Source organism: Stygiolobus sp. CP859M (assembly GCF_037389975.1).
In the GTDB taxonomy this organism is placed as follows: domain Archaea; phylum Thermoproteota; class Thermoprotei_A; order Sulfolobales; family Sulfolobaceae; genus Stygiolobus.
Map to the genome: position 1 here is coordinate 46302 of NZ_JBBHKS010000012.1, position 19159 is coordinate 65460.

The 19159-nt window shown below is 38.8% G+C and carries 22 protein-coding genes and 3 pseudogenes; 9 read left to right on the top strand and 16 right to left on the bottom strand.

The features are described from left to right. The gene (locus WIW72_RS05160) at positions 1–402 is read left to right on the top strand and encodes a hypothetical protein (protein WP_337702167.1); all 402 of its coding nucleotides are present in this window, start codon (positions 1–3) and stop codon (positions 400–402) included. On the opposite strand, the gene WIW72_RS05165 is transcribed toward WIW72_RS05160, so the two are convergent. Both WIW72_RS05165 and WIW72_RS05170 read right to left on the bottom strand, forming a co-directional pair. After that, a complete protein-coding gene (locus tag WIW72_RS05165) occupies positions 346–816 on the bottom strand; it encodes a hypothetical protein (protein WP_337702165.1) in 471 nt (156 codons plus the stop codon). The two genes, WIW72_RS05160 and WIW72_RS05165, sit on opposite strands and share 57 nt — an antisense overlap. Positions 817–1530: 714 nt before the next feature. Then, positions 1531–2612 (bottom strand): annotated as a pseudogene (locus WIW72_RS05170) (IS701 family transposase). A gap of 368 nt (positions 2613–2980) precedes the next feature. Between WIW72_RS05170 and WIW72_RS05175 the strand changes: the two are divergent. Further along, positions 2981–3262 (top strand): transcriptional regulator, SarA/Rot family, encoded by a 282-nt coding sequence (locus WIW72_RS05175; RefSeq protein WP_337702163.1) that lies wholly within the window; start codon positions 2981–2983, stop codon positions 3260–3262. On the opposite strand, the gene WIW72_RS05180 is transcribed toward WIW72_RS05175, so the two are convergent. Both WIW72_RS05180 and WIW72_RS05185 read right to left on the bottom strand, forming a co-directional pair. Continuing rightward, positions 3251–3676 carry a conjugal transfer protein gene (locus WIW72_RS05180; protein WP_337702161.1) on the bottom strand — a complete coding sequence of 142 codons (426 nt, stop codon included), beginning with the start codon at positions 3674–3676 and terminating at the stop codon, positions 3251–3253. The two genes, WIW72_RS05175 and WIW72_RS05180, sit on opposite strands and share 12 nt — an antisense overlap. A gap of 79 nt (positions 3677–3755) precedes the next feature. Next, positions 3756–3923, bottom strand: coding sequence for a hypothetical protein (locus WIW72_RS05185; RefSeq protein ID WP_337720732.1), 168 nt, complete (start codon positions 3921–3923; stop codon positions 3756–3758). A gap of 386 nt (positions 3924–4309) precedes the next feature. Here WIW72_RS05185 and WIW72_RS05190 point away from each other — a divergent pair. Continuing rightward, positions 4310–4444: pseudogene (locus tag WIW72_RS05190) on the top strand (IS6 family transposase); the annotation flags it as partial. A gap of 145 nt (positions 4445–4589) precedes the next feature. Here the strand turns inward: WIW72_RS05190 and WIW72_RS05195 are convergent. From WIW72_RS05195 to WIW72_RS05250, 12 genes are read right to left on the bottom strand one after another with little or no spacing between them, the layout of a single operon-like run. Continuing rightward, positions 4590–5081 (bottom strand): hydrogenase maturation protease, encoded by a 492-nt coding sequence (locus WIW72_RS05195; protein ID WP_337702159.1) that lies wholly within the window; start codon positions 5079–5081, stop codon positions 4590–4592. Continuing rightward, on the bottom strand, positions 5063–5494 hold the full coding sequence (locus WIW72_RS05200; protein WP_337702157.1) for a hypothetical protein: 432 nt from the start codon (positions 5492–5494) through the stop codon (positions 5063–5065). The genes WIW72_RS05195 and WIW72_RS05200 overlap by 19 nt, the downstream gene beginning before the upstream one ends. After that, positions 5491–5703, bottom strand: a complete 213-nt coding sequence (locus tag WIW72_RS05205; protein WP_337702155.1) for a hypothetical protein — start codon at positions 5701–5703, stop codon at positions 5491–5493. Before WIW72_RS05205 ends, WIW72_RS05200 begins: the two co-directional genes overlap by 4 nt. 9 nt (positions 5704–5712) lie before the next feature. Further along, complete coding sequence (hypE, locus tag WIW72_RS05210) at positions 5713–6732, bottom strand: hydrogenase expression/formation protein HypE (protein ID WP_337702152.1); 1020 nt, start codon at positions 6730–6732, stop codon at positions 5713–5715. Between the two features lie 6 nt (positions 6733–6738). After that, on the bottom strand, positions 6739–7044 hold the full coding sequence (locus WIW72_RS05215) for a HypC/HybG/HupF family hydrogenase formation chaperone (protein ID WP_337702149.1): 306 nt from the start codon (positions 7042–7044) through the stop codon (positions 6739–6741). Position 7045: 1 nt separating this feature from the next. Beyond that, positions 7046–8233: a hydrogenase formation protein HypD gene (gene hypD / locus WIW72_RS05220; protein WP_337720731.1), complete on the bottom strand. Its 1188-nt coding sequence runs from the start codon at positions 8231–8233 to the stop codon at positions 7046–7048. A gap of 2 nt (positions 8234–8235) precedes the next feature. Then, the gene (locus WIW72_RS05225) at positions 8236–8841 is read right to left on the bottom strand and encodes a hypothetical protein (RefSeq protein WP_337720730.1); all 606 of its coding nucleotides are present in this window, start codon (positions 8839–8841) and stop codon (positions 8236–8238) included. Beyond that, complete coding sequence (locus WIW72_RS05230; protein ID WP_337721261.1) at positions 8834–9175, bottom strand: Rieske (2Fe-2S) protein; 342 nt, start codon at positions 9173–9175, stop codon at positions 8834–8836. The genes WIW72_RS05225 and WIW72_RS05230 overlap by 8 nt, the downstream gene beginning before the upstream one ends. Beyond that, positions 9175–11064, bottom strand: a complete 1890-nt coding sequence (locus tag WIW72_RS05235; RefSeq protein ID WP_337721262.1) for a nickel-dependent hydrogenase large subunit — start codon at positions 11062–11064, stop codon at positions 9175–9177. The genes WIW72_RS05230 and WIW72_RS05235 overlap by 1 nt, the downstream gene beginning before the upstream one ends. Before the next feature lie 53 nt (positions 11065–11117). Further along, complete coding sequence (locus WIW72_RS05240) at positions 11118–12482, bottom strand: (Fe-S)-binding protein (RefSeq protein WP_337720727.1); 1365 nt, start codon at positions 12480–12482, stop codon at positions 11118–11120. After that, on the bottom strand, positions 12483–13292 hold the full coding sequence (locus tag WIW72_RS05245; protein WP_337720726.1) for a hypothetical protein: 810 nt from the start codon (positions 13290–13292) through the stop codon (positions 12483–12485). Then, positions 13292–14554 carry a hyaluronate lyase gene (locus WIW72_RS05250; RefSeq protein WP_337720725.1) on the bottom strand — a complete coding sequence of 421 codons (1263 nt, stop codon included), beginning with the start codon at positions 14552–14554 and terminating at the stop codon, positions 13292–13294. Before WIW72_RS05250 ends, WIW72_RS05245 begins: the two co-directional genes overlap by 1 nt. A 205-nt stretch (positions 14555–14759) precedes the next feature. On the opposite strand from WIW72_RS05250, the gene WIW72_RS05255 reads away from it, so the two are divergent. From WIW72_RS05255 to WIW72_RS05280, 6 genes and pseudogenes are all read left to right on the top strand, one after another. Further along, a complete protein-coding gene (locus tag WIW72_RS05255; RefSeq protein WP_337720724.1) occupies positions 14760–15299 on the top strand; it encodes a tetratricopeptide repeat protein in 540 nt (179 codons plus the stop codon). Between the two features lie 60 nt (positions 15300–15359). Continuing rightward, positions 15360–15509: pseudogene (locus tag WIW72_RS05260) on the top strand (succinate dehydrogenase/fumarate reductase iron-sulfur subunit); the annotation flags it as partial. Between the two features lie 138 nt (positions 15510–15647). After that, positions 15648–16094, top strand: a complete 447-nt coding sequence (locus WIW72_RS05265) for a hydrogenase maturation nickel metallochaperone HypA/HybF (protein ID WP_337720723.1) — start codon at positions 15648–15650, stop codon at positions 16092–16094. Beyond that, positions 16063–16752, top strand: a complete 690-nt coding sequence (locus tag WIW72_RS05270) for a P-loop NTPase (RefSeq protein ID WP_337720722.1) — start codon at positions 16063–16065, stop codon at positions 16750–16752. Before WIW72_RS05265 ends, WIW72_RS05270 begins: the two co-directional genes overlap by 32 nt. A 341-nt stretch (positions 16753–17093) precedes the next feature. Then, positions 17094–17594, top strand: coding sequence for a Ni,Fe-hydrogenase I small subunit (locus tag WIW72_RS05275; RefSeq protein WP_337720721.1), 501 nt, complete (start codon positions 17094–17096; stop codon positions 17592–17594). Continuing rightward, complete coding sequence (locus WIW72_RS05280; RefSeq protein WP_337720720.1) at positions 17584–19113, top strand: nickel-dependent hydrogenase large subunit; 1530 nt, start codon at positions 17584–17586, stop codon at positions 19111–19113. Before WIW72_RS05275 ends, WIW72_RS05280 begins: the two co-directional genes overlap by 11 nt. Positions 19114–19159: the final 46 nt, after the last annotated feature.

The following is a 19159-nucleotide window of genomic DNA, read 5'->3' on the forward strand; positions in this document are numbered from 1 at the left end:
TTGAGAGCTATTAAAGTATGTGAAAACGACTGTTGTTTTTCTACGGAATGTTCGCTATTAATAGATATGGAAAGTGAAAAATTCAAAAGCAGTAATAAGCATGCAGATTTCCTATGCTTTAAGGATAATAAGATAATATTAATCGAACTAAAGGACATTAAGAGCTTTAATGACCCTAAGAAAATAGAAAATACGATAAAGGAGAAAATAAATCAAAGTCCAGTCTCAAAAAATCATATAGAAGATATTTATAAGAAAATTAAGGACATTTATTGCAATGGCCAGATGACGTATCACTTTTACATTGTTGTTCCTAAAGAGGTTAAAAGCGCATTAATCCACGTTCTACGCTGGAGTAAGAAGTTTGACAGTGTTGAAATCTTCAGCTGTACAGATAAATGAAAAGTCATCCCCTTTATCCTTACCTAAAATGTTCTTTACGTCGTGCCTATTTCTTGGGAAAATCCCCCTAGAGATTAAATAATAATAAGCTAGCGATATCCCGTTCTTTCCTTCTCTGCATTGCTTATCTACAAGTTGTCTCGCCTTACTTATAGCCTCTTCAATTATCTTGTTCATATTATCAATTTTCATTGCGTTGATAACATGCTCTCCGTTAATCAGGACGTTAACATAAAAGGGGTCTTCTTTTAAAAGCCTTAGGAAAGTAAGGTAATCTATGACGTGTAAATCTAGATTTTCATTAATTATAACAATTTCACTTAAAGCTTTAAATGCCTCCTTAATATCGTCTACAACAACTAAAATGTCCTCATCGCGTTCTTTACTGCCGAACTTCGTTATTAACCTTATCACATGAAAGACTAGAAAACTAAGTATATACGTTTTTCTACTTTCCTTCTCTTCCCCACCTATTCTAGAATTTTAAATTAAATTTCACCTTGACATAATTCAATATTATTTATAGGGTCGTCCACGTCTAGTATTGTTATAACTTTTCCTTACTTTTAATTACTTCTAATTCCACCACGGGGCACCCCTCTTAAGGGATCGTCCATAGTCACCTTCAGATCATTGAGACTAGTCGAGAGAAACACCCTACCTTCTCATGTAACATTTCACTCCTATCCTCATGATTAGATCCGTCATCAAGCAGAAGATCGTCAAAGGAAAAAAGTATAAGTAATAGTATATAAACGTAGTTTAATCAAAACTAATTTAGAAGTAATTAAAAATAACTAGTAGTTACGTAAAAGAGTTACAGCCTATCATGAAAATAGTGAACTTTAGAATCTTCGTTCTCCATGGAAGTTAAAGAAGATAGCTAACTAAACCTTTTAAAGAATTAATTTAATTTTATAAATAGTAAAAGTAATGAAGAACTTACTGATAATATGATAAAGGTTAGTATACCGTAAAATATACTTATATTTATAAATAAGCCTATTATTAAAGGTACTATTATAAATATTATATAGTGGAAGAATAAATTTACTGAGTTAACTAAATTCTTCTCCTTAACGTCTTTAAATTCTCTCGCTATAACTAAATTACAGCAGTTATGGGACTTTAACGTAACTTAAAGATTTTCATTAGCCCCGACGATCCACCTAAATAACGTTCAACAAACCTGAGGAACGCCTCCACGCTCCTCAGGTTAAGAGCCCCCACCAGCTCCCTGACAACGTTGGTCATGATGGTGAAGATCGTGAGGTACCCCTGAAGCCTCTCTCCTCCAGAACGAGGAGTCCTCCAGTCCCAAGGCCTTCACGTCCCTGTGGAGCTCCTCAATCTCCCACCTCATCCTCCATGCCTCCTCCATCTCCTCCTCGCCGAGCGAGAGATCGGTCGTGTAGAGGTACCTAACGTGTGTCCCGGAGTCACGTTCCCGGACTAACAATTTTACCGTAATCGCTTGACCTCCAAGGGTCAGGTCGGCGTAGTAGACTCCGGGGGTATCCCACTCGGAGGTATCCCTTCACCTCCTCGAGGGTCCCCCGGGCCGACTCGACCCTGAGTTTGGTTGGACTTGAGCTCAGACACCACGTTGTCCTTCACGAGCTTCTCCGACCAGTACCACGAGTCGAAGACTACTCTGGACACGCGGAAGTACCCCTTGAGCACGTCCAACATCTCCCTGGCCAAGTCGATCTTGGTCTTGAACTCGGTGACCATCCCCAAGTCCAACATCTTCCTCACGGCGTAGGGGAAACCATGAACGCCCTGCCCGTGGAGAGGTCCACTATGGCGACCGTGAGGAGCTTGACCCTCTCGAACCTCCCGTGGGTGTGGCAGTAGATCCAGTAGTTTCCGTGGGGGCTCACGTCCTTTCCTCTGGAGTACTCCTTGTGGTCCACGGTGTCGTCTATGATTACAGCTACCTCACCCTTCACTAGCCCCGACAGGACCTTCAAGTAGTCCCTCCACGCGTCGTGGAGCTCTCCCAACGCCTCCAGCAGGTTTGCGTAGTCCAACCCGAACGTCTCAGCAGCATTCTTCACGCTGGCCCTACCACCTAGCAGGACCATCAAAACGAGTGCTAACTCGACCTTCCTGCTCCTCCCGTTCCTCCTGATCACGCCCAGAACTTGGTTGACCGCCTTGACCAGCCTCTCCTTAGCTAACTCGATTTGTCCTTTTCCGTTTGTCATCTTTTCAGCAGGAAGATGTCTAAAATTATAAACTTCTCGCTAATACCGACTTCTTAGTATTACCTCCCTAAGATTCCCATAACTGCTGTTTATTACATATCCCTCTGCTAATAACAACCTAATATTCTGTATTACGGTCTGGTATGGGATTTGTGCACTTTCGGATATTTCGCTTGCTTTTGCCTTACCTACCTTTAGGAGGTAAATAACGATATATACCCCGGGAGTTAGGAAGATGTATTTATCTGTGGATATTTTTCCATGTTTGCTCTATGTTAATCATAGAGCATAATAATATTTAAATCTTCTCTTTACATATCGCATAAACCATAGATTACTCTTTTCATTATATGTATAACATCAACCATATGAAAGAGAGATATCGCGTTCTCGGTGAGACCGAGCAGTATATCTTACTATATTTAATTAGCATAAAGGAAGGGGTGGCGGTAAAGGAAATTTATGAGGAGATGAAACTGAGTCCTAACTCTGTTACCCAAGCTCTCAATAAGTTATTAAATGAAGGATTCTTAGTAGAGAAGAGAGAAGAGGTATTTTCTAGAAGGAAATTAATTTATCTGAGTGAGAAAGGGAGAAAAATAGCTCAGTTACTTCTTCAGATACAGGAAATTATAAAGTCAAATCAATGAATTAATCTTAACGAGTAACTTAACGTTCTTATCAAAGCATATTGTTACTCTAGAAAAGAAGTCGTCCCTACCTAAGATTAGGCTGGGATAAATCCCTCCGATTTCTCCGAAATCGGCTTCTGCAACTGGGATTTCGAAATCCTCATTAAGTTCCACGAAATGAAATTTTAGTTTGTACCTCATTGTATGCAGGTTCAGGTTGGTTAATACTACAGTGTCCAAATAACGTTCTTCTGGGTTGTTAAAGCACTCGTTTAAAGTTTTCCTATTTATTATAGAGAACCTACTACCGCTGTCCGGTAAAGCGTAAATTAATATGTTCCCTCCTATCCTGGGGCACTCCATCTCTGCTTTTAGTAAAGGTACCGCATAGCCTCTTAAACTGATGAAAGGGATTTCTATGTAGTTACTCATACATGTAATAGTTTTCAATAAGACAAATTTAAAGATGGACTTTCTATTTTAACGTTGGATTTCTATGTGGTTACTCATACTAACTCTTCTCTGCTTCCACTACCGTTAAAATGTCGTATTGACTTCTTTTGTATCCCTTCTTCTTCATAATCTCTTCCACTTCTTCCCAAGAATTACCCTCAGCTACTATATCCCTATTTTCGTCTATTGCATAATATTTCCTTACTATCCTTATGGTTTCGGGCATAATTCTCAAGATTAAATATGAACTTCTGAAGCTTATAACTTTACTTGCTTGTATTATGCTCTATTGTTTACGTAAAGCATAAAGCTTATACACTAACTATGCTCTATAATTAACATAGAGCAAACATGATTTTCATACAAATCCCCAAAAGTTACGTAAAAAGGTTAGATGTTTTTACGTATTATCTGAAGGCACAATCGTTTCAGCGGACATACAAAGTAAGTCCAAGGAGGATTAAACGCATTATACAAGGTTAGTTCGAGTGTGGACAATAATTTTGTTAATTTAATATAATTTTATTCAACAATCTTTTCTCGTTCTGTAAGAACTAATTTTCGCGTAATACTATTTAAGGGTGAGCACGGGGTTTTTATCTTGGTGAGCACATGGGAATCAAGTGGAGAGTTCCCGTGCTCACCCAAATTGTATTTGAGTATATTAATGTTAAGCCAAGGTTTTACACCAGAGAGCAAGTAGCCCAAGCGTTGGCAGAATACTTGTGTGGTTTGTCCTCTTGGAGGGGTGCCTCGTGGCGGAATTAAAAGTAAGGAAAAGTTGTGCCACGGGGTAAACACTCTACTAAAAGAAATTGTCTTAATATTTTCCAAGCTATAGGTAATAGGTTCGCTAATTGCTTTCAGCATCACAATGAGAAGTTTTCATTTATCACCAAGGTTCTTTGCTTTTGCTTTTTACGCATTGTATAACTTTATCTACATCTACATCAATTCCGTAAGTAGAAATAAATTTCTTAAACTTCTGTAGCACTTTTTCTAGTCTTTTTATAGCGGCGTCGCTTATTCCGGGCCAGTCTATGTATTCCGGTTTTATTCCCACAATATACGCCTCTTTAGGTCTGTTACTAGATCTTGCAGATAAAGATAATACTTGCAACGGAGTTAATCTATGCGGATCTGTTATCTCTACGAAATCAGCTTTGTCTAAATCGACTTTAAATATTCCTTCCTCCTCATCCATTTGCACAATGTCTATAAAAAATACTATGTCTCCGTTTTCTATTGCCGAGAGAGCTTGAAAGCCGTTAGCACCGGCATCAAATGCAGGCAAGCCAAGTTCTTCCATACAAGCCGCAGTTAGTGAACCAACCGCATCGTCTCCGTAAAGTCTATTTCCTAGACCTATGATTTTAATAGACAATTTACCTTCTCCTCTACCTTAGCATTAAGCTTTGCAATACTTTCGTCATTATAATCCCCCCTAAAATATAAGGCGTATACTTTGTTCACTACTGAGAAGATTAGAAGGCCGTAAGCTACGTCTTCTAAATAATACCTGCCATCTAATCCAGGTCTTAATAATTCTAACATTTCCCACCTATCTGTAGTCTCAAGAATTATTTCCTTCTCACTTATACCTTCTGGGGCATATCTACTACTTCCTACCAATAATACTTTTTCTGGAGATAACTTTCTTACCTCCTCTGCTGCGGCTATAGGATCCGTACCGAGGTCTAGGACAAAATCCTTGCCTTTCCACATCTCGTAAACTTTCTCTACAACTAACCCATCGGGTGTCGCAGAAAAAGGTATAAAACCCACAACTAACTTCATTTATTACCAGCCCGTATTTTTCTTATCAAATCTAAGAGGTCTTTTGCCTCATATTCCTTAAGCATTTTATCCAAATTAACCTCCTCAGGGGTTGTCTTTATGTCGTAAATTATTGAGAGTAATTCTTGTTTTATGGGCCTTGTCATTTCTTCTTTAATTGCGTCCTTAAAAGCTAACAATTCTAGGACAAGTTTTATTATTTCGCTCATTTTACATCACTAGCATATTCTAGGTACGATATCTCCTGTGGGCATTTCTAATATTTTTGCTCCCCCTACAGCAGTCTTTGCAACAACTATTCCTTTCTCGCTTTTAGGTTCAACTACATATCCAATGCTTGCAGGCTCAAATCCTAAGCTTTTTAGGGTTTCCAGAACGTCGTCCTCAACGTTACTATCTACTGCCAGTACGCCAACGCCTTCACTGGCTAGATTCAACGGATCCAGTCCGGTAACTTCAGTTATGGCTTTAACGTCCTCTAATACTGGGACTTTTGCTTCTTCAATTACTATTACGTTACCGGTTAACTGTGCCCACTCGTTTAATGTAGCAGCTAATCCACCTCTTGTAGGGTCTCTAGCAGCGTGAACATAGCCTTTAAACTTACTGAATACCTCAAGTAATTCGAACAATGGTCTTACGTCGCTTTTAAGGTTTGTAGATATGTTGTATTGCATTGCGGCAATTACTGCACCGTGAACTCCTACAGGCCCGGTAACTATTATTTTATCTCCAGGTTTTATAGCATCTACTATAGGACTTCCAGTTTCGACAACTCCTAAGCCGACTGTATTTATTATGATAGAATTCTTCATAGTCGTTTCTTCAATTACCTTAAAGTCTCCACCCACCAGAGGAATATTATATTTTTTTAATAATTCTATCATAGATCCAGTAATCTTTTCAAGGTCGTCAATCGGAAATCCTTCAGAAACTACAATTGAGTCCAACATGGCTATTGGCTTGGCTCCCATCATTATTACGTCATTTAAGGTACCAGAGACTGCAAGATATCCTATATCTCCACCTGGAAAGAAATAGGGATTTACAGTATGGGAATCTGTGGCAACTACTAGGTTATTTTGGAGAACTGCTCCGTCGTCTGGATAATCAATTCCCACCCCTCCTTTTACCCTCTTTAGCTCTAGTGGAAGTCTAGAAAAGAAGAGCCTCTGCAATAGTTGCTGAGTTTCTTTACCTCCATTACCATGAGAAATCTGTATCTTATTATATGACATAATTCATCAACTCTCTAAAATTTTCATAGCTTCTTTGAAGAACTCATCAGCGGCTTTTTTCGCTTCCTCTTCAGATTTGCCCATGATTTCCTCAGTTCTCTGAATTTCTTCCGCTATGAATTTTAAATTCTCTATAACTCCTTCCTTAGATAATTTTTCTATTATAACTCCAGCATGTACCATTACGTAATCTCCAGGTTTAACGTTATCCACACCTATTGCAACCTTCTTTATAGTCCCTCCGCCTAAATCTACTTCAGCTATCACGTCTGAATCAATAGCTACTACCTTTGCAGGAACTGCCCAACACATCTTATTTCACCTCCGAAACAATTTTAGTAATTCTTTCCGTAGAGCCGAATCTGGCCCAAACTGCACACGCTCCTTCCATGGACACCATACACGGCCCCCAAGGCATTGCAGGAGTACAAGCTTTCATAAACATAGGACAGTCTGTAGGGTAGGCAATACCTAAGGTTACCTCATTACATCTGCATCCAGGAGGCAAATCGTAATCCCACGGCTTTTCTTTTATTCCTAATTGTTCCCTTGCGTTATACATGGAATACTCCTCTCTTAAATCCAAACCGCTCTTCGGTACGGTACCTATACCTCTCCATATGGCATCGACTGGTTTGAAGACCTTATTTATTTCAACTTGCGCAAACACGTTTCCTTGATATTTTACTACTCTTTTGTATTCTAGGTTAGTGTAAGTTATATCTCCTGAATGCAAGTCTTGGAGTATTTTTAGAACTCCAGCTAAGACATCTATTGGTTCGAAACCAGTGACTACTGCTGGTATTTTATATTCCCTAGGGAAAAAGTCCCAGCTAATGGCACCAATTATGCTAGAAACATGACCTGGACCAATAACTCCAGAAACAGGTACTAGACCTTTGCTCTTGTGTGACCTAACAGCAAATTCAGCTGCCGGTGCTGTAAGTTTTAACGAAGAATAAAAGAGCAAGTTTTTAGGAACCTTTTCTTTCTCAAACAATACTGCATAGCTAGGAGTAGTAGTTTCGAATCCTATACCGAAAAATATTGATGGCTTTCCTGACTTTTTAGCATCTTCTATTGCGTCAACAAAGCTGTAAACTATTCTTACATCAGCCCCTAAAGCTCTGGCAGCTGCTAAACTCCCTACCTCATCTTTCTTATAATGTTTCACTGTAGGTAACTTGAAAACATCCCCAAAAGTATAAACTGTGTAACCCTCCATGGCCAATTTTATTACGTTCTCAATGTCACTGGACGGAGTAACACAAACTGGGCACCCCGGTCCTGGTATTAACTCTACTGTTTCCGGCATGAGAGCTCTTAACCCATAATGAGTTGTAACCCATTCGTGTGACCCACAAAAATTCATTATCTTAATTTTTTCTCTGCCAATTTCTTTGGAAACTATCGGAGCTAATTTATGAATTAGTTCTGTAATAGATTTTGCAAGTTCACCATTTTCTCTAAATAGAGCATCAATCTGTTTAGGTAACTCCATTTTTACCACCGAATTATTGATTTTCCATCTTTAAAAATCTTAATTATAAATGCATTTATACTCTCCATTTCAGCCCTTAATGACTGTACTGTTTTTGAGATCTCCTCATAACTGCCCCTATAGTAAATAGATATTAGAAATCTTGGATTTGCGTCATTAATTCTTGTAAAGCTGACCAGAGTATAGTTCCTATCTTCAACCCTACCTCTAGATATATTGAAACCTCTAACATCCCAATCTTCGATCTTTGGCAAATTCAAGTCTAAATTCTTTTCATAATTTACGTTTAATTCCGCATAATCGACTCCAATATTTCCACTCTCTCTTAAGGCTCTAACTAACTCTCCTGCAGACAACTGAAAGTTTCCGAACTCATGAGATACGACAGTAAAAGTCCTTGGTTGATAATATATGTCAGCAAAGTTCTTCTTAGCAAAACTGCCGTCTTCCAGCGGTATTATAACGTATCCAGTAGCACCGCTTAATCTTATCTGGCAGACTGAATATCCAAGTCCGGCTAACCTTCCTGCCATAGCGTATAAATCCGGTTCATTATTCAGCCTAACTGTAAAATATCCTGTAAATCCTGAAGCGCTTATTTCACTCATATATTATCACCTCATCACCTTTTACTTCTACATGACAAGTTTTCAAATCTCTCTTTGCAGGCCCGTCCACTACTTTCCCAGTTTTTATATCGAAAACACTACCGTGCCACGGACACACTACCTTACCGTCATCGGTAAGGAATCCATCTTCTAAGGACAAGCCCGCATGAGAACAAAAAGCTTCAATTGCAAAAAAAGATCCCTTATAATTTATGACTAATACGGGTTTTCTCTCCCAAGGTTTTTGAGCAGGAAAGTAGAATTCTACCATAGACATTGGCGGAATTTCGTCTTTTTTTATAACTATTTTTTGTTGTGTAAGCATTTTAATCATCAACTATTACACACCGGAGTTATTATATGTTCTAGCTTCTTATTCTTCCCTTTAATTTCGAAGTGAGCAGCACATACTAGACATGGGTCGAAACTTCTTATTGCTCTAAGGAAATCATATCCTACCCACTGATCTGGTGGAACTTCTTCCATTATTTTTGTGTTTATCACTGACATTTCGAAAGCTCCTATTGCCTGCCCGTTAATGCACCATGGGCCATTGCAATTATTATCTCTTGGACTCACGTTAGCCGTAGTTGGAGCGTGATACTGATAGTTGGCTATGGTGTAATCCTTAACCACCATCCAATGCCTCACCGTACCTCTGGGCACTTCGTATTGACCAACGCCTAAAGAGAATGACGGCTGTTTCCACGGCCTAGAAGTTTGAGGGTTAGATTGACTCTTCATATAAACTTCTAGAGCATACTCTAGATTGTCCCATGCAGTAAATATTGCAGCAGCCATATCTACAGCTCTACCAAGAATTCTGGACAACGTAGTGGACTCGTCTGGCGGTAGCCATTCTACAGTCCAGGCCGGTCCTGCACCACTTGGTAAATCTGAAGGTAATTCAGATATTGTAGGTAACTCTATGGTTATTTGACCGTTCTTTACAATAGGACTATTTGGATGGTGATGTGCTACAGCGTGTAATCTTGCCCAAGGCCCTGTCTCATAAGCCCACATAGTACCATCTTTCCACACAAGTCTTGGTTCCGCATCCCAGCTGTACTTATCCATAAAGTTCGGAGCCATGGGATTAGGTATTGTAGTCTTATTCCATGGATGATACATGTATAAATTAACTCCATCAGAGTCTTGAAGTCCCCAAGCTAACGTATTTCCTATAGGGTCTGTTTCTGTGAACGGCGAAGTTATCTTAGCCCAATCGTGATAGAATGAAGAGTTAACGAACTCCAACTGGGCTACATTAAGATCTATAAAGCTCTTGCTCATTAATTCTCCGTTCCTAACTATTGTAGCTCTGAATACAGTTTGAGGTCCTTCATCGGCGGTATTTGCTAAACTATCATAATTCTTGTATATGTCTTGGTAATTATCTCCTAGATTACTGTAGAGTACTGGACTTTCGTAACCGTAACTGCTTATATATGTGGGCTTTGCATAAGTTAATCCTTGCGTCTCGTAGTCACAATTATTTATTAAGAAGTTTGCTAGATCCATCCACGCTGCTATAACTACTTTAGTCCACGCTGTTAATTTAGTTAGCCTATACATGTACTGTGTGAATAACGATTCTCCCACTGATAAATCTGTTCCAATTCCACCTGGAATTAACATTGGCGGATGGGAATGTCTTCCGTATATTAGAACTCCCGCTTCTCTAGCTATTATCTGGTATTTTACAGACTTTTGCCATAACCAACCGGTGAATGGATTCAGCGCAGTCATTATATCCGCTATTGTAGAAAATCCGTGAATATCTGAGTATTCTGCTTGTGTCTGTTGTGCCGCCTGCCAGCAAGATGGATAGTATTGTTGCATTACCTCAGCAGAAAAGTCTGGTCCTTCTAGCACGTTCAATATGATAGAATGGTCATAAATCATATCTGTCATCGCATAAGCTAAGTTCCTTAGAGCTTGACCTAATGGATACGGTACTGCACCTAAAGCCATATCGTTTGCTCTAACTGACGCGTTAGCGTGTGCTGCACCACAGACTCCGCAACTTCTCGAAGTTATATGAACTGCATCTGGTGGTTGTCTTCCTCTTAGGAATACCTCGAATCCTCTGAACATTGTAGCGTATGTATATGCTTGATTATTTATGACTTGACGTGTGTTTGGATCTACAGTTGCAGTCAAACCTAAATGACCAGCAACCCTTGAAATTGGATCTATTTTCATATTTAAGGGATTAGACATGTGTATTCACCTTATTTATAAGATACGGGAAATAAGAAAGAAAAAACGTAAAATCACTTTTTAATCACCTTTATTCTATCTGCTAATAGCTCTATAATATGATTAATCTTAGCGTTAGCGTGGTAATAGTCTATGGAAAATCCTATACTCTCTATGCAAACAGGACAACCGGTTAGCACCTCCGAAGCTTTTACCTTATTTATTTCATCAACCTTGATCTTACCCGCCTTAATTAACGGCTCTAGAGTCGAGTCCAAGAACTTCTTGTCCTTCTCGCTTATTGGTATACCTATAGTCTTAGCCATATTCTCAATCATCGGAGCTAATCCGCAACCTCCTCCGCCTCTGCTACAACAGAAGCTATTGACACCGTGGCTCGGTAACTCCCTGAACTTCTTCGATAAAGCTCTCATTAAAACTCTGGGAGGTTCAAATACTCCTCCTCTCCTTCCCAATTGACATGGGTCATGCCAAGTTATCACCTCGTCTACAGGCTCTATCTCGAACTCCTTCTCCTCATACCACTTCGCAAGCAATTCCGTAACGTGAACCACTTCGTACTTCGGTCTCACTTTAAGGACCTCATGCATCGTATACCTTAGCGATGGGTACTCGAATCCTCCCGCAGTAAGCACAACATACTTTGGAGACATCTCAATGAAATAAGCATAAACCCTCTTCATTACAGTCAACGCTCCTTCCTTATCTCCTATTACTAACCCTACTGGAGGTCTTATGCCCAAAGGTTTGGACATGAAGGTCCAATCCTTGCCCAACATGTCCAATATCTTCGCGGTCTTGATCAACACGCTAGGGTATACCATCGCTTCATAGATGCTCGCGTAAAACAGCACCTCTGAGTTCTTCTTGTCCAGCGGAACGTCTTTCCCTATTGCCTCCTTCATTTTCGATATCAGATTGCTCCACGCGTCCCTAAACACTGGAATGTCCCAATATTTGCCTGAAACCTCCAATTGTACTAGGTTAGCGTATATCTCCGGAGTTAACCCGGCTTTAAACGAAACCTGCCTCAGTAGGTCTATAAGCGCGCCGCTATCAATACCCATAGGACATACGAACATACAAGCTCCGCAATTAGTGCAGTGCCATACATAATCTGCCATAGTTTCAGCTTCTTCTAAGCTAAGGTACTTCTTGCTTCCTCCAATTATCCTTCCAATAGTTTTTCCCCAGACTGTAAATCTAGGCCTATATAACTGCCTTGCTATTTCTGCCTTGTTTACTGGAGAGTATTCTAGAGAGGTCGGCGTAAATGGGCATGCTGCCTCACATGCCTTACAGTTCACGCATGATTGTAAATAGTATAGAATTGTAGAATTCATCTGAGAGTAGAATACGTCATCAATAGCTCTCTTTAATGCTTCTAAGTTAATTGTTTCTTGTTCCATTACTACCATTTATTTCTCACCCCTCCTATATACCATGAAGTACCATTCTCTTACCTTACCCAAGTAAAATTCGAACATATGGAATCCTCTTGTGAAAGGTAATGTTGCTATTATTATCTCAGCGACTAGTATATGCGCTCCAAGTAAGTTATCGTACCAATAGACGTTATTAGGCGTGTGTGCAGTGGCGAAAAATCCTAGCAATACGTCGATGTACAGCAAAACGAAGAACCACCAGTCACCTGCCCTTAGAGATAATCTTTCCGCGGCCACTAGTAGCTTATGGCCTAGATGAACTCCTAAGAAAATTATTAGGAAGAATGTTAAGAATTGTCCATTTAGTATAACCGTTAATGGACCCCATATATCATTAACGAACAGCGTAGTTGAGGCGTGATTTGGTGTGGTTAATGCTAATAGTCCATCCTCAGAGCTTTCCGGAATTGCCAAGGGAAATAACGCACTGTATGGAGGAATATAATAAGCCCAAAATACCATGTGCTGGGCTAGTAAGAATATTATCAAGACTAAGGCGATATGGAACAATAAACCTACACCAGTAGTAACGGGCTTCCTTTTTATTCCAACCCTGCTGGAATTTGCAAAAGTGTTTACCAGAGCTGCTATTTTATGCCCACTACTCACTTGCCTTAGTTCAGAACTTGGATAAGGAATGAAAGGTTTTTGATAAGTCGCTAAATATCTGAATACCCTATACGAAGCCCCTAAGAAGAAAAAGAACACTGTTGGAACGAAGAGATCTAAAGCTAATGGATATAACGAATTACCTACTGGGTATGTGGCGTAAGGGATCTGCATTATGTTCCCCTTAATTTTCCTTTTTGAACCATCTTTTTCTCTGCTATGCCTGCAGCTGCACCTATTACAATACCTCCTGCTATTAATCCAGCAGTTGTAAGCGTTGAAGATGGTACTGGGACTTGTAACGGCTTATAGAAAGGTTCATATAAATCAGTGAACCCTGGCATTGTACAGCCTATACAGACTGCACCAGTCCTTGTAGGCCCACCTATTCCTCCTACCCAACCGTATTTATTCCATGGGCAATTCGATACTGGCCCTTTACATCCTACTTCAAATAGGCAGGCTGAAGTAGGTTGGCCTGGCTGTGTTCTAAAGTCTCCTGCAGCATACCAAGCGGCTCTAGGACACTGCTCATGTACAGTATATTTAAAGAAGTATAACGGCCTCCAGTACTGGTCTAATTCAGGAAGAGGAGCTAATCCACCTGCCCATAGTACTAGGTTTGCTAAAGTTCTCATTATTCCGTTACCGTTTGCAGGACAGCCTGGAACAGCTATTGCTGGCTTAACCGAAGCTGAGGGTGAAGGAGTTATGTCCAAATAAGCATTAGGATTCTTTACAAATGTATAGAATGGTGCAGCTCCGGCTTGTGCGTTTAAGTAGTTATCTTCATAAAATCTACTTAATAATCCTTTATATCCTCTTAAAGGATCGTCGAAAAAGCCAATAGCTCCAGTGGGAGACGGAGACCAAGAAGGAGTTATAAACTTTGGCGGGGGTTGGTAAACCTTATCGGCTATTAATCCCCCATAAGATGCACAATTACCTACTGTTAATACTGCAACAGCGTTAGGTAATAATTCTGCTACCCATTGGTTTAACGTCTTTGGTCCCAGCATTCCGAAATATCCAGGGTTATTTGGGTTGTATTGTTGTGCAGTATGTTCGTCTGGAAAACTACCCTCTATTACAAGAACGTATGGATTGTAATTCCCAGCTATTACGTCTTTTAAAATTTGTACTGCTTGCTCACCTTGTTGTGGCATAATAGATGGCCAGAAAGATATTTTAACACTTCCAGGACCTACTAACGGGCTCGCTCCAAATAATACTTCCGCTACTGAAGGATCGGTAGCTTGTATGATTGCAGTTGTATTTCCTTCACAAGCTTGAGCTTCGAACCATACTATGTTCACATCGCCATTTTTTATCATATTGACTGCTTTAGCAACAGCCTTATCCCATTCCGGAGCAGTAAGCATTGTTGCAGTTACTGCTAGCTTAAGAAAATCTCTTCTGGATATTTTGAATGACATATAGTATTCTATTAACCGACTCTACTTAATTACTTTTTCCTACGAAAGTCCTTGTAACATAAAATTAACTAAGTTAAAGACTAGAAATAATAAGACATTGATTTTATTATTGTTATAATTTTTGTTTTGGTGATTAATTATGATAGAGAATATCTCTGATACACTAATAACTTTTTTTTTTAATTTTTATCTCATACTTAGTCATATGAGCGACATAGATATTAAGATTAATGAGTACAAAAGGCTAATTAAAATTGAACCGACTAACGCATGGCATCACTTTCATTTAGGAGAGGCATTAGAAGAGAAGGGCGAACTAAATGAGGCTATAGAGGAATACTCAAAAGCCGTAGAACTAGATCCGACTTTTCCAGATTTTCATTTTAAGAAGGCAGAAGTTCTACTAAAACTATCTAAGTTCCAGGAGGCGCTACAAGTATACGATAACGCTATAAGAAAAGATCCTAAGAACGCACACCTTTACCATTACTTTAAAGGAGAGATTTATGAAAAATTAGGTAAATATGAAGAGGCATTAAAAGAATATAATAGGGCAATAGAATGGTCTCCTAATAACTCTTGGTATAGACAAGCGAAGATATACCTTTTGGAGAAAATGAATAAACTGGAAGACGCCCTCAAAGAGGTAGAGGAGTTGATTAAGATAGACAGTTCAGCCGTTAATCTAGAATTGAAAAATGAGATCTTGGTTAAGCTAAAGAATAACAACGACATTAAAGTTTAATTTATTAATTTTCTACTTTTTCTGTTAAATTTTTAATAGTTCTTTTCATTATCTATCTTCATGTCTTTTGAAGTAATACTGAAGGTAAGGAGGTATTCTAAATAAAAAGGAAGTTGGTGCCAAGAATATAAATTAAACGTGGATAAATTCACTACCGTTGTAGAGGCATTAAGGAGAATAAAAACCGAACAAGATCCTATGTTTTACTATGAATATTTTCTATTAGACTTATTTATGGTCGTTAATGATAAGACGCTATACGCTCTTTAGCTATAAAAAGGTAGCATAAGATCTTCTAGAGAAGAAAAATAGGAATAATAATTTATACTATAATACGTAAAATAGCTTATGCATGAGTGGTCTGTCGCAGATGCTGTCATTAGAACAGTAATAGATTGGGCAGACGGCAAAAAGATAAAGGTTAGGAAAGTAGTTTTGGGCGTCCCTTCATTCTCTTTTCTCGACGTAGAAATTCTAAAAGAGGCTTTCAATATGATGAAAAAAGACTCAGTTCTAGATGAGGCGGAGTTAGAAGTGAAGTTTAAGGAACCTAAATTTAAATGTAAAAACTGCGGTAAGGAATTTTCTCTTAACGAAGTTAAGGATCAAATAGACAGCGTTAGGTCTGAATTCGGAGAAGAATATCCAATGCATTTCATGCCCGCATTGGCTCCTTCTTTCATAAAATGTCCTTATTGCGGATCTCACGATATTGCTCTTGAGTCACAAGATATGACAATTGACGAAATCCAGGTGGAGGAGAATGGAACCGTTAAGACAGTTAGCCAAGGATAAACTTTCAGGGAAGAAAGTATACGCAGTTATGAGCGCTAAGGGAGGAGTAGGTAAGAGCATAATATCTTCACTACTAGCCCTAACAATGGGACGGACTACTTTAATAGACTTAGATATTCATACAATGGCAATATCTAAGCTTTTCGGACTAGAAGGTATGTTGCATGAGGTCACTAAGAATGGTATTGAACCGTTCGAAGTTAAAACTGTAAAAATAGTAAGTTTAAGTGGAATAGTAAAAGATAATTACGTGGTATTACCGGGGGGAAATCAATCATCTATCATGGAATCTCTAGTAGCTTATTCACATATTGACACCCAAACTGTGATTTTTGACCTTCCCCCCGGATTAGGAGACGAGATTTTAGTACTAGAAAGAATCTCGAATTTCACTCCTATAGTTGTAACCACACCTTCAAAAGTTTCGAAAAAGGTTGTAGATTACTTGATACGGTATTTGAGAGAAAGAGGGAAGGAACCTAAAGTCTTGGTAAACTTGGCGTACATAGACTGCGGCGGAAAGGTTGTAAAGCCTTTTGGTGAATATGATGGTTTTGGACTTCCTATAGATCCTAGCATTGAGGACTACATTGGAAGAATACAAGATTATGAAGGAATAGTAAAGGAAAAACTAAAAGAATTCATTTTAAGTTTATAACTTAAAAGATAATTAATTTCATTAGATATTAGTATATTGTTATAATTTAATGTTAAGATCTTATTTGTGAATATTACTAACTCCTCCCGCCAGCGAAGGTTTCCTTCTCATCTTTCCCACCATCGATTTGTCAGTCAAGGTAACCAGGGAGCCCTCAAGGAGGATCATTGCATAGCTCAAGTCCTTTTGGGACATCACTGGTTCCTCCTCTCACAGTCGAGCTGGAGAGAAGCGTCACTAAAAGAAATTTAGAAAAAAGAGGTATTTAAACACGGGCTACCCTAGCGAGGCTTTCCACCCCTCTTAGTAATCCTTATTAATTGTTTAAGGAAATATAATATATGGACTATTGTACGGCGCTTAAAGAAGTATTAAAACATAACATAATTTGGATAGAAGCTCAATCTTGTTCAGGAGAGACAGTGATGATATTAAGATCTGGTTGTGAAGGCTTAGAGGAGCTTTTCTTTCATTCTTCTCCAGTAAAGTTTGTCTCACTAGTTAGCGAGGAAAAATCAGGGAAAGAAATGTTGGAAAGTATACTGAATATGAACGATTTCGTCTTAGTGATTGAAGGAGCAATACCTACTAACGATTCCCTTTGCACATTCGGAGGATATCCTTGCACTCAAGTCATAAAACTTTTAGCTGAGAAGGCAAATAGCGTAGTTGCAGTCGGCTCTTGTGCAGTAAATGGAGGAATACTTAGAGAAACTGGAAGCAAAGGAGTTAAAGAAATACTTACAGATAAGAAAGTTTTAGAAGTTCCGGGCTGTCCCGCATCACCTCAAATGATAGTCGCAATGGTTTATTCCGCCTTAGGTGAAAGGTATGGATCTTGATCTAGATCCTATCAGTAGGATAGAAGGCCATTTAGGAGTTCACGTTAAAGTTGAAAATGGAGAATACATTGATGCCAAAGTTGGAGTGTCAATGTACAGAGGGTTCGAGAATTTACTCAAAGGTAAAGATCTCCATTTAGCACCTAATATTGCAGGAAAAATTTGCGGAGTTTGTGGTGCAACACACACTCTAGTTTCTACCGAAGCGCTAGAAATGACCTCAGGAATTTATCCTTCTGTTCAAGCTATAAAATACAGAAATATAGCTTATTCCTTAGCTGATCTGATGTATAATAATATAACAGTAACCTTTCTGTTCCAAGCTATCGATTATTCGACCGAAATAGTTAGTAAATATACACCGAGCGTTTATGATAAAGCTAAAGATACAAGTTGTGAGTTTAAAGATATTCACGGATATCCTAAGATTTCGTCAATTCTAGATAACTTATATTTTGGCAAGGAAATATACAGAACAGCTTTTCGCCTTCAGACTACACTTAGGGATCTTGCAACAGTTATATGGTTAAGATATCCCCAACCCCTTAGCCTCAAGCCTGGATCTATAACTATTAAAGATCCATCCGTAGTAGAGAAAGTTAAGAAATTTATGAAGGAAGATAAAAGTATAGAGAAACTTTTTTACATAATGGCGGATCTAAGAGAATTCTTTACTGAATATAAGAAAATAGAAGACACTTATGTTACATACGGACTTCTAGAGAGTGAAGAATATGATGCCGATTATGAGAAAATGGACGAATGGGCATCAAAAAGAGAGTTTCCACCGGCATTAATAATAAATGGCGAAATAGTTGAGAACAGACTTTCCAAGATTTTATTAGGAGTAAGAGTTTACGTAGACAATACTCCATATGATGAGTGGGATAGAGAATACGAAAAAGATGAACTTGGAAACGACATTGATAGAAGGCATCCATGGAATAAGGAAACTAAACTCAAGGACAAAATAATAATAAAAAATTTCGTTCCTACAGTAAGGCAGTATTATAATGGCAGGGATTACATGCCTACCACTGGAGATATAGCAAGACTTTATGCCTATAGACTAATGAGAGGCAAAATAAGAGCCTTAGGTTATGAGTGGGAACCTCGAGGTAATAACGTAATTGAAAGAACTTTCGCACGAATGTTCACAGTTGCTTATTTGAAGGAGTACTTACAACAAGTGGAAATAGATAAATCTGACCTTAATCCAAGAAAGGGCAAAAGAGAGTATAAGTTAGCGGTAGGTGCCCACGATGCTCCAAGAGGTGCTAATGCCCATTGGTTGGTTACTGATGGAAATAAAATTCTTAGATATCAAATAATAACTCCTACCGACAGAAATTTCAGTCCAAATGGCGGTCCGGTAGAAAGGTCAATAATAGGCCAAAAAGTTACTGAAATAGAAATTTCAGGCCTCGATGCTTTAAGAATTATAAGGAGTTTTGATCCGTGCTCTGCTTGTGCAGTTCATCTAGAATATAAGAATAACATACTAAAACTTATAGTTTGAAACTCTCTTCTAGAATGTAAATAATTCTTTTAAATTATTTATAATA

Bases quoted from the DNA above. Each gene is read 5' to 3' on its own strand.
- WIW72_RS05175 (WP_337702163.1), top strand. From the start codon at position 2,981: ATGAAAGAGAGATATCGCGTTCTCGGTGAGACCGAGCAGTATATCTTA.
- hypD (WP_337720731.1), bottom strand. From the start codon at position 8,233: ATGGAGTTACCTAAACAGATTGATGCTCTATTTAGAGAAAATGGTGAA.
- WIW72_RS05215 (WP_337702149.1), bottom strand. From the start codon at position 7,044: ATGTGTTGGGCAGTTCCTGCAAAGGTAGTAGCTATTGATTCAGACGTG.
- WIW72_RS05250 (WP_337720725.1), bottom strand. From the start codon at position 14,554: ATGTCATTCAAAATATCCAGAAGAGATTTTCTTAAGCTAGCAGTAACT.
- WIW72_RS05245 (WP_337720726.1), bottom strand. From the start codon at position 13,292: ATGCAGATCCCTTACGCCACATACCCAGTAGGTAATTCGTTATATCCA.
- WIW72_RS05225 (WP_337720730.1), bottom strand. From the start codon at position 8,841: ATGAGTGAAATAAGCGCTTCAGGATTTACAGGATATTTTACAGTTAGG.
- WIW72_RS05255 (WP_337720724.1), top strand. From the start codon at position 14,760: ATGAGCGACATAGATATTAAGATTAATGAGTACAAAAGGCTAATTAAA.
- WIW72_RS05205 (WP_337702155.1), bottom strand. From the start codon at position 5,703: ATGAGCGAAATAATAAAACTTGTCCTAGAATTGTTAGCTTTTAAGGAC.
- WIW72_RS05185 (WP_337720732.1), bottom strand. From the start codon at position 3,923: ATGCCCGAAACCATAAGGATAGTAAGGAAATATTATGCAATAGACGAA.
- WIW72_RS05230 (WP_337721261.1), bottom strand. From the start codon at position 9,175: ATGATTAAAATGCTTACACAACAAAAAATAGTTATAAAAAAAGACGAA.
- WIW72_RS05200 (WP_337702157.1), bottom strand. From the start codon at position 5,494: ATGAAGTTAGTTGTGGGTTTTATACCTTTTTCTGCGACACCCGATGGG.
- WIW72_RS05270 (WP_337720722.1), top strand. From the start codon at position 16,063: ATGGAACCGTTAAGACAGTTAGCCAAGGATAAACTTTCAGGGAAGAAA.
- WIW72_RS05240 (WP_337720727.1), bottom strand. From the start codon at position 12,482: ATGGTAGTAATGGAACAAGAAACAATTAACTTAGAAGCATTAAAGAGA.
- WIW72_RS05265 (WP_337720723.1), top strand. From the start codon at position 15,648: ATGCATGAGTGGTCTGTCGCAGATGCTGTCATTAGAACAGTAATAGAT.
- WIW72_RS05280 (WP_337720720.1), top strand. From the start codon at position 17,584: ATGGATCTTGATCTAGATCCTATCAGTAGGATAGAAGGCCATTTAGGA.
- hypE (WP_337702152.1), bottom strand. From the start codon at position 6,732: ATGTCATATAATAAGATACAGATTTCTCATGGTAATGGAGGTAAAGAA.
- WIW72_RS05275 (WP_337720721.1), top strand. From the start codon at position 17,094: ATGGACTATTGTACGGCGCTTAAAGAAGTATTAAAACATAACATAATT.
- WIW72_RS05180 (WP_337702161.1), bottom strand. From the start codon at position 3,676: ATGAGTAACTACATAGAAATCCCTTTCATCAGTTTAAGAGGCTATGCG.
- WIW72_RS05235 (WP_337721262.1), bottom strand. From the start codon at position 11,064: ATGTCTAATCCCTTAAATATGAAAATAGATCCAATTTCAAGGGTTGCT.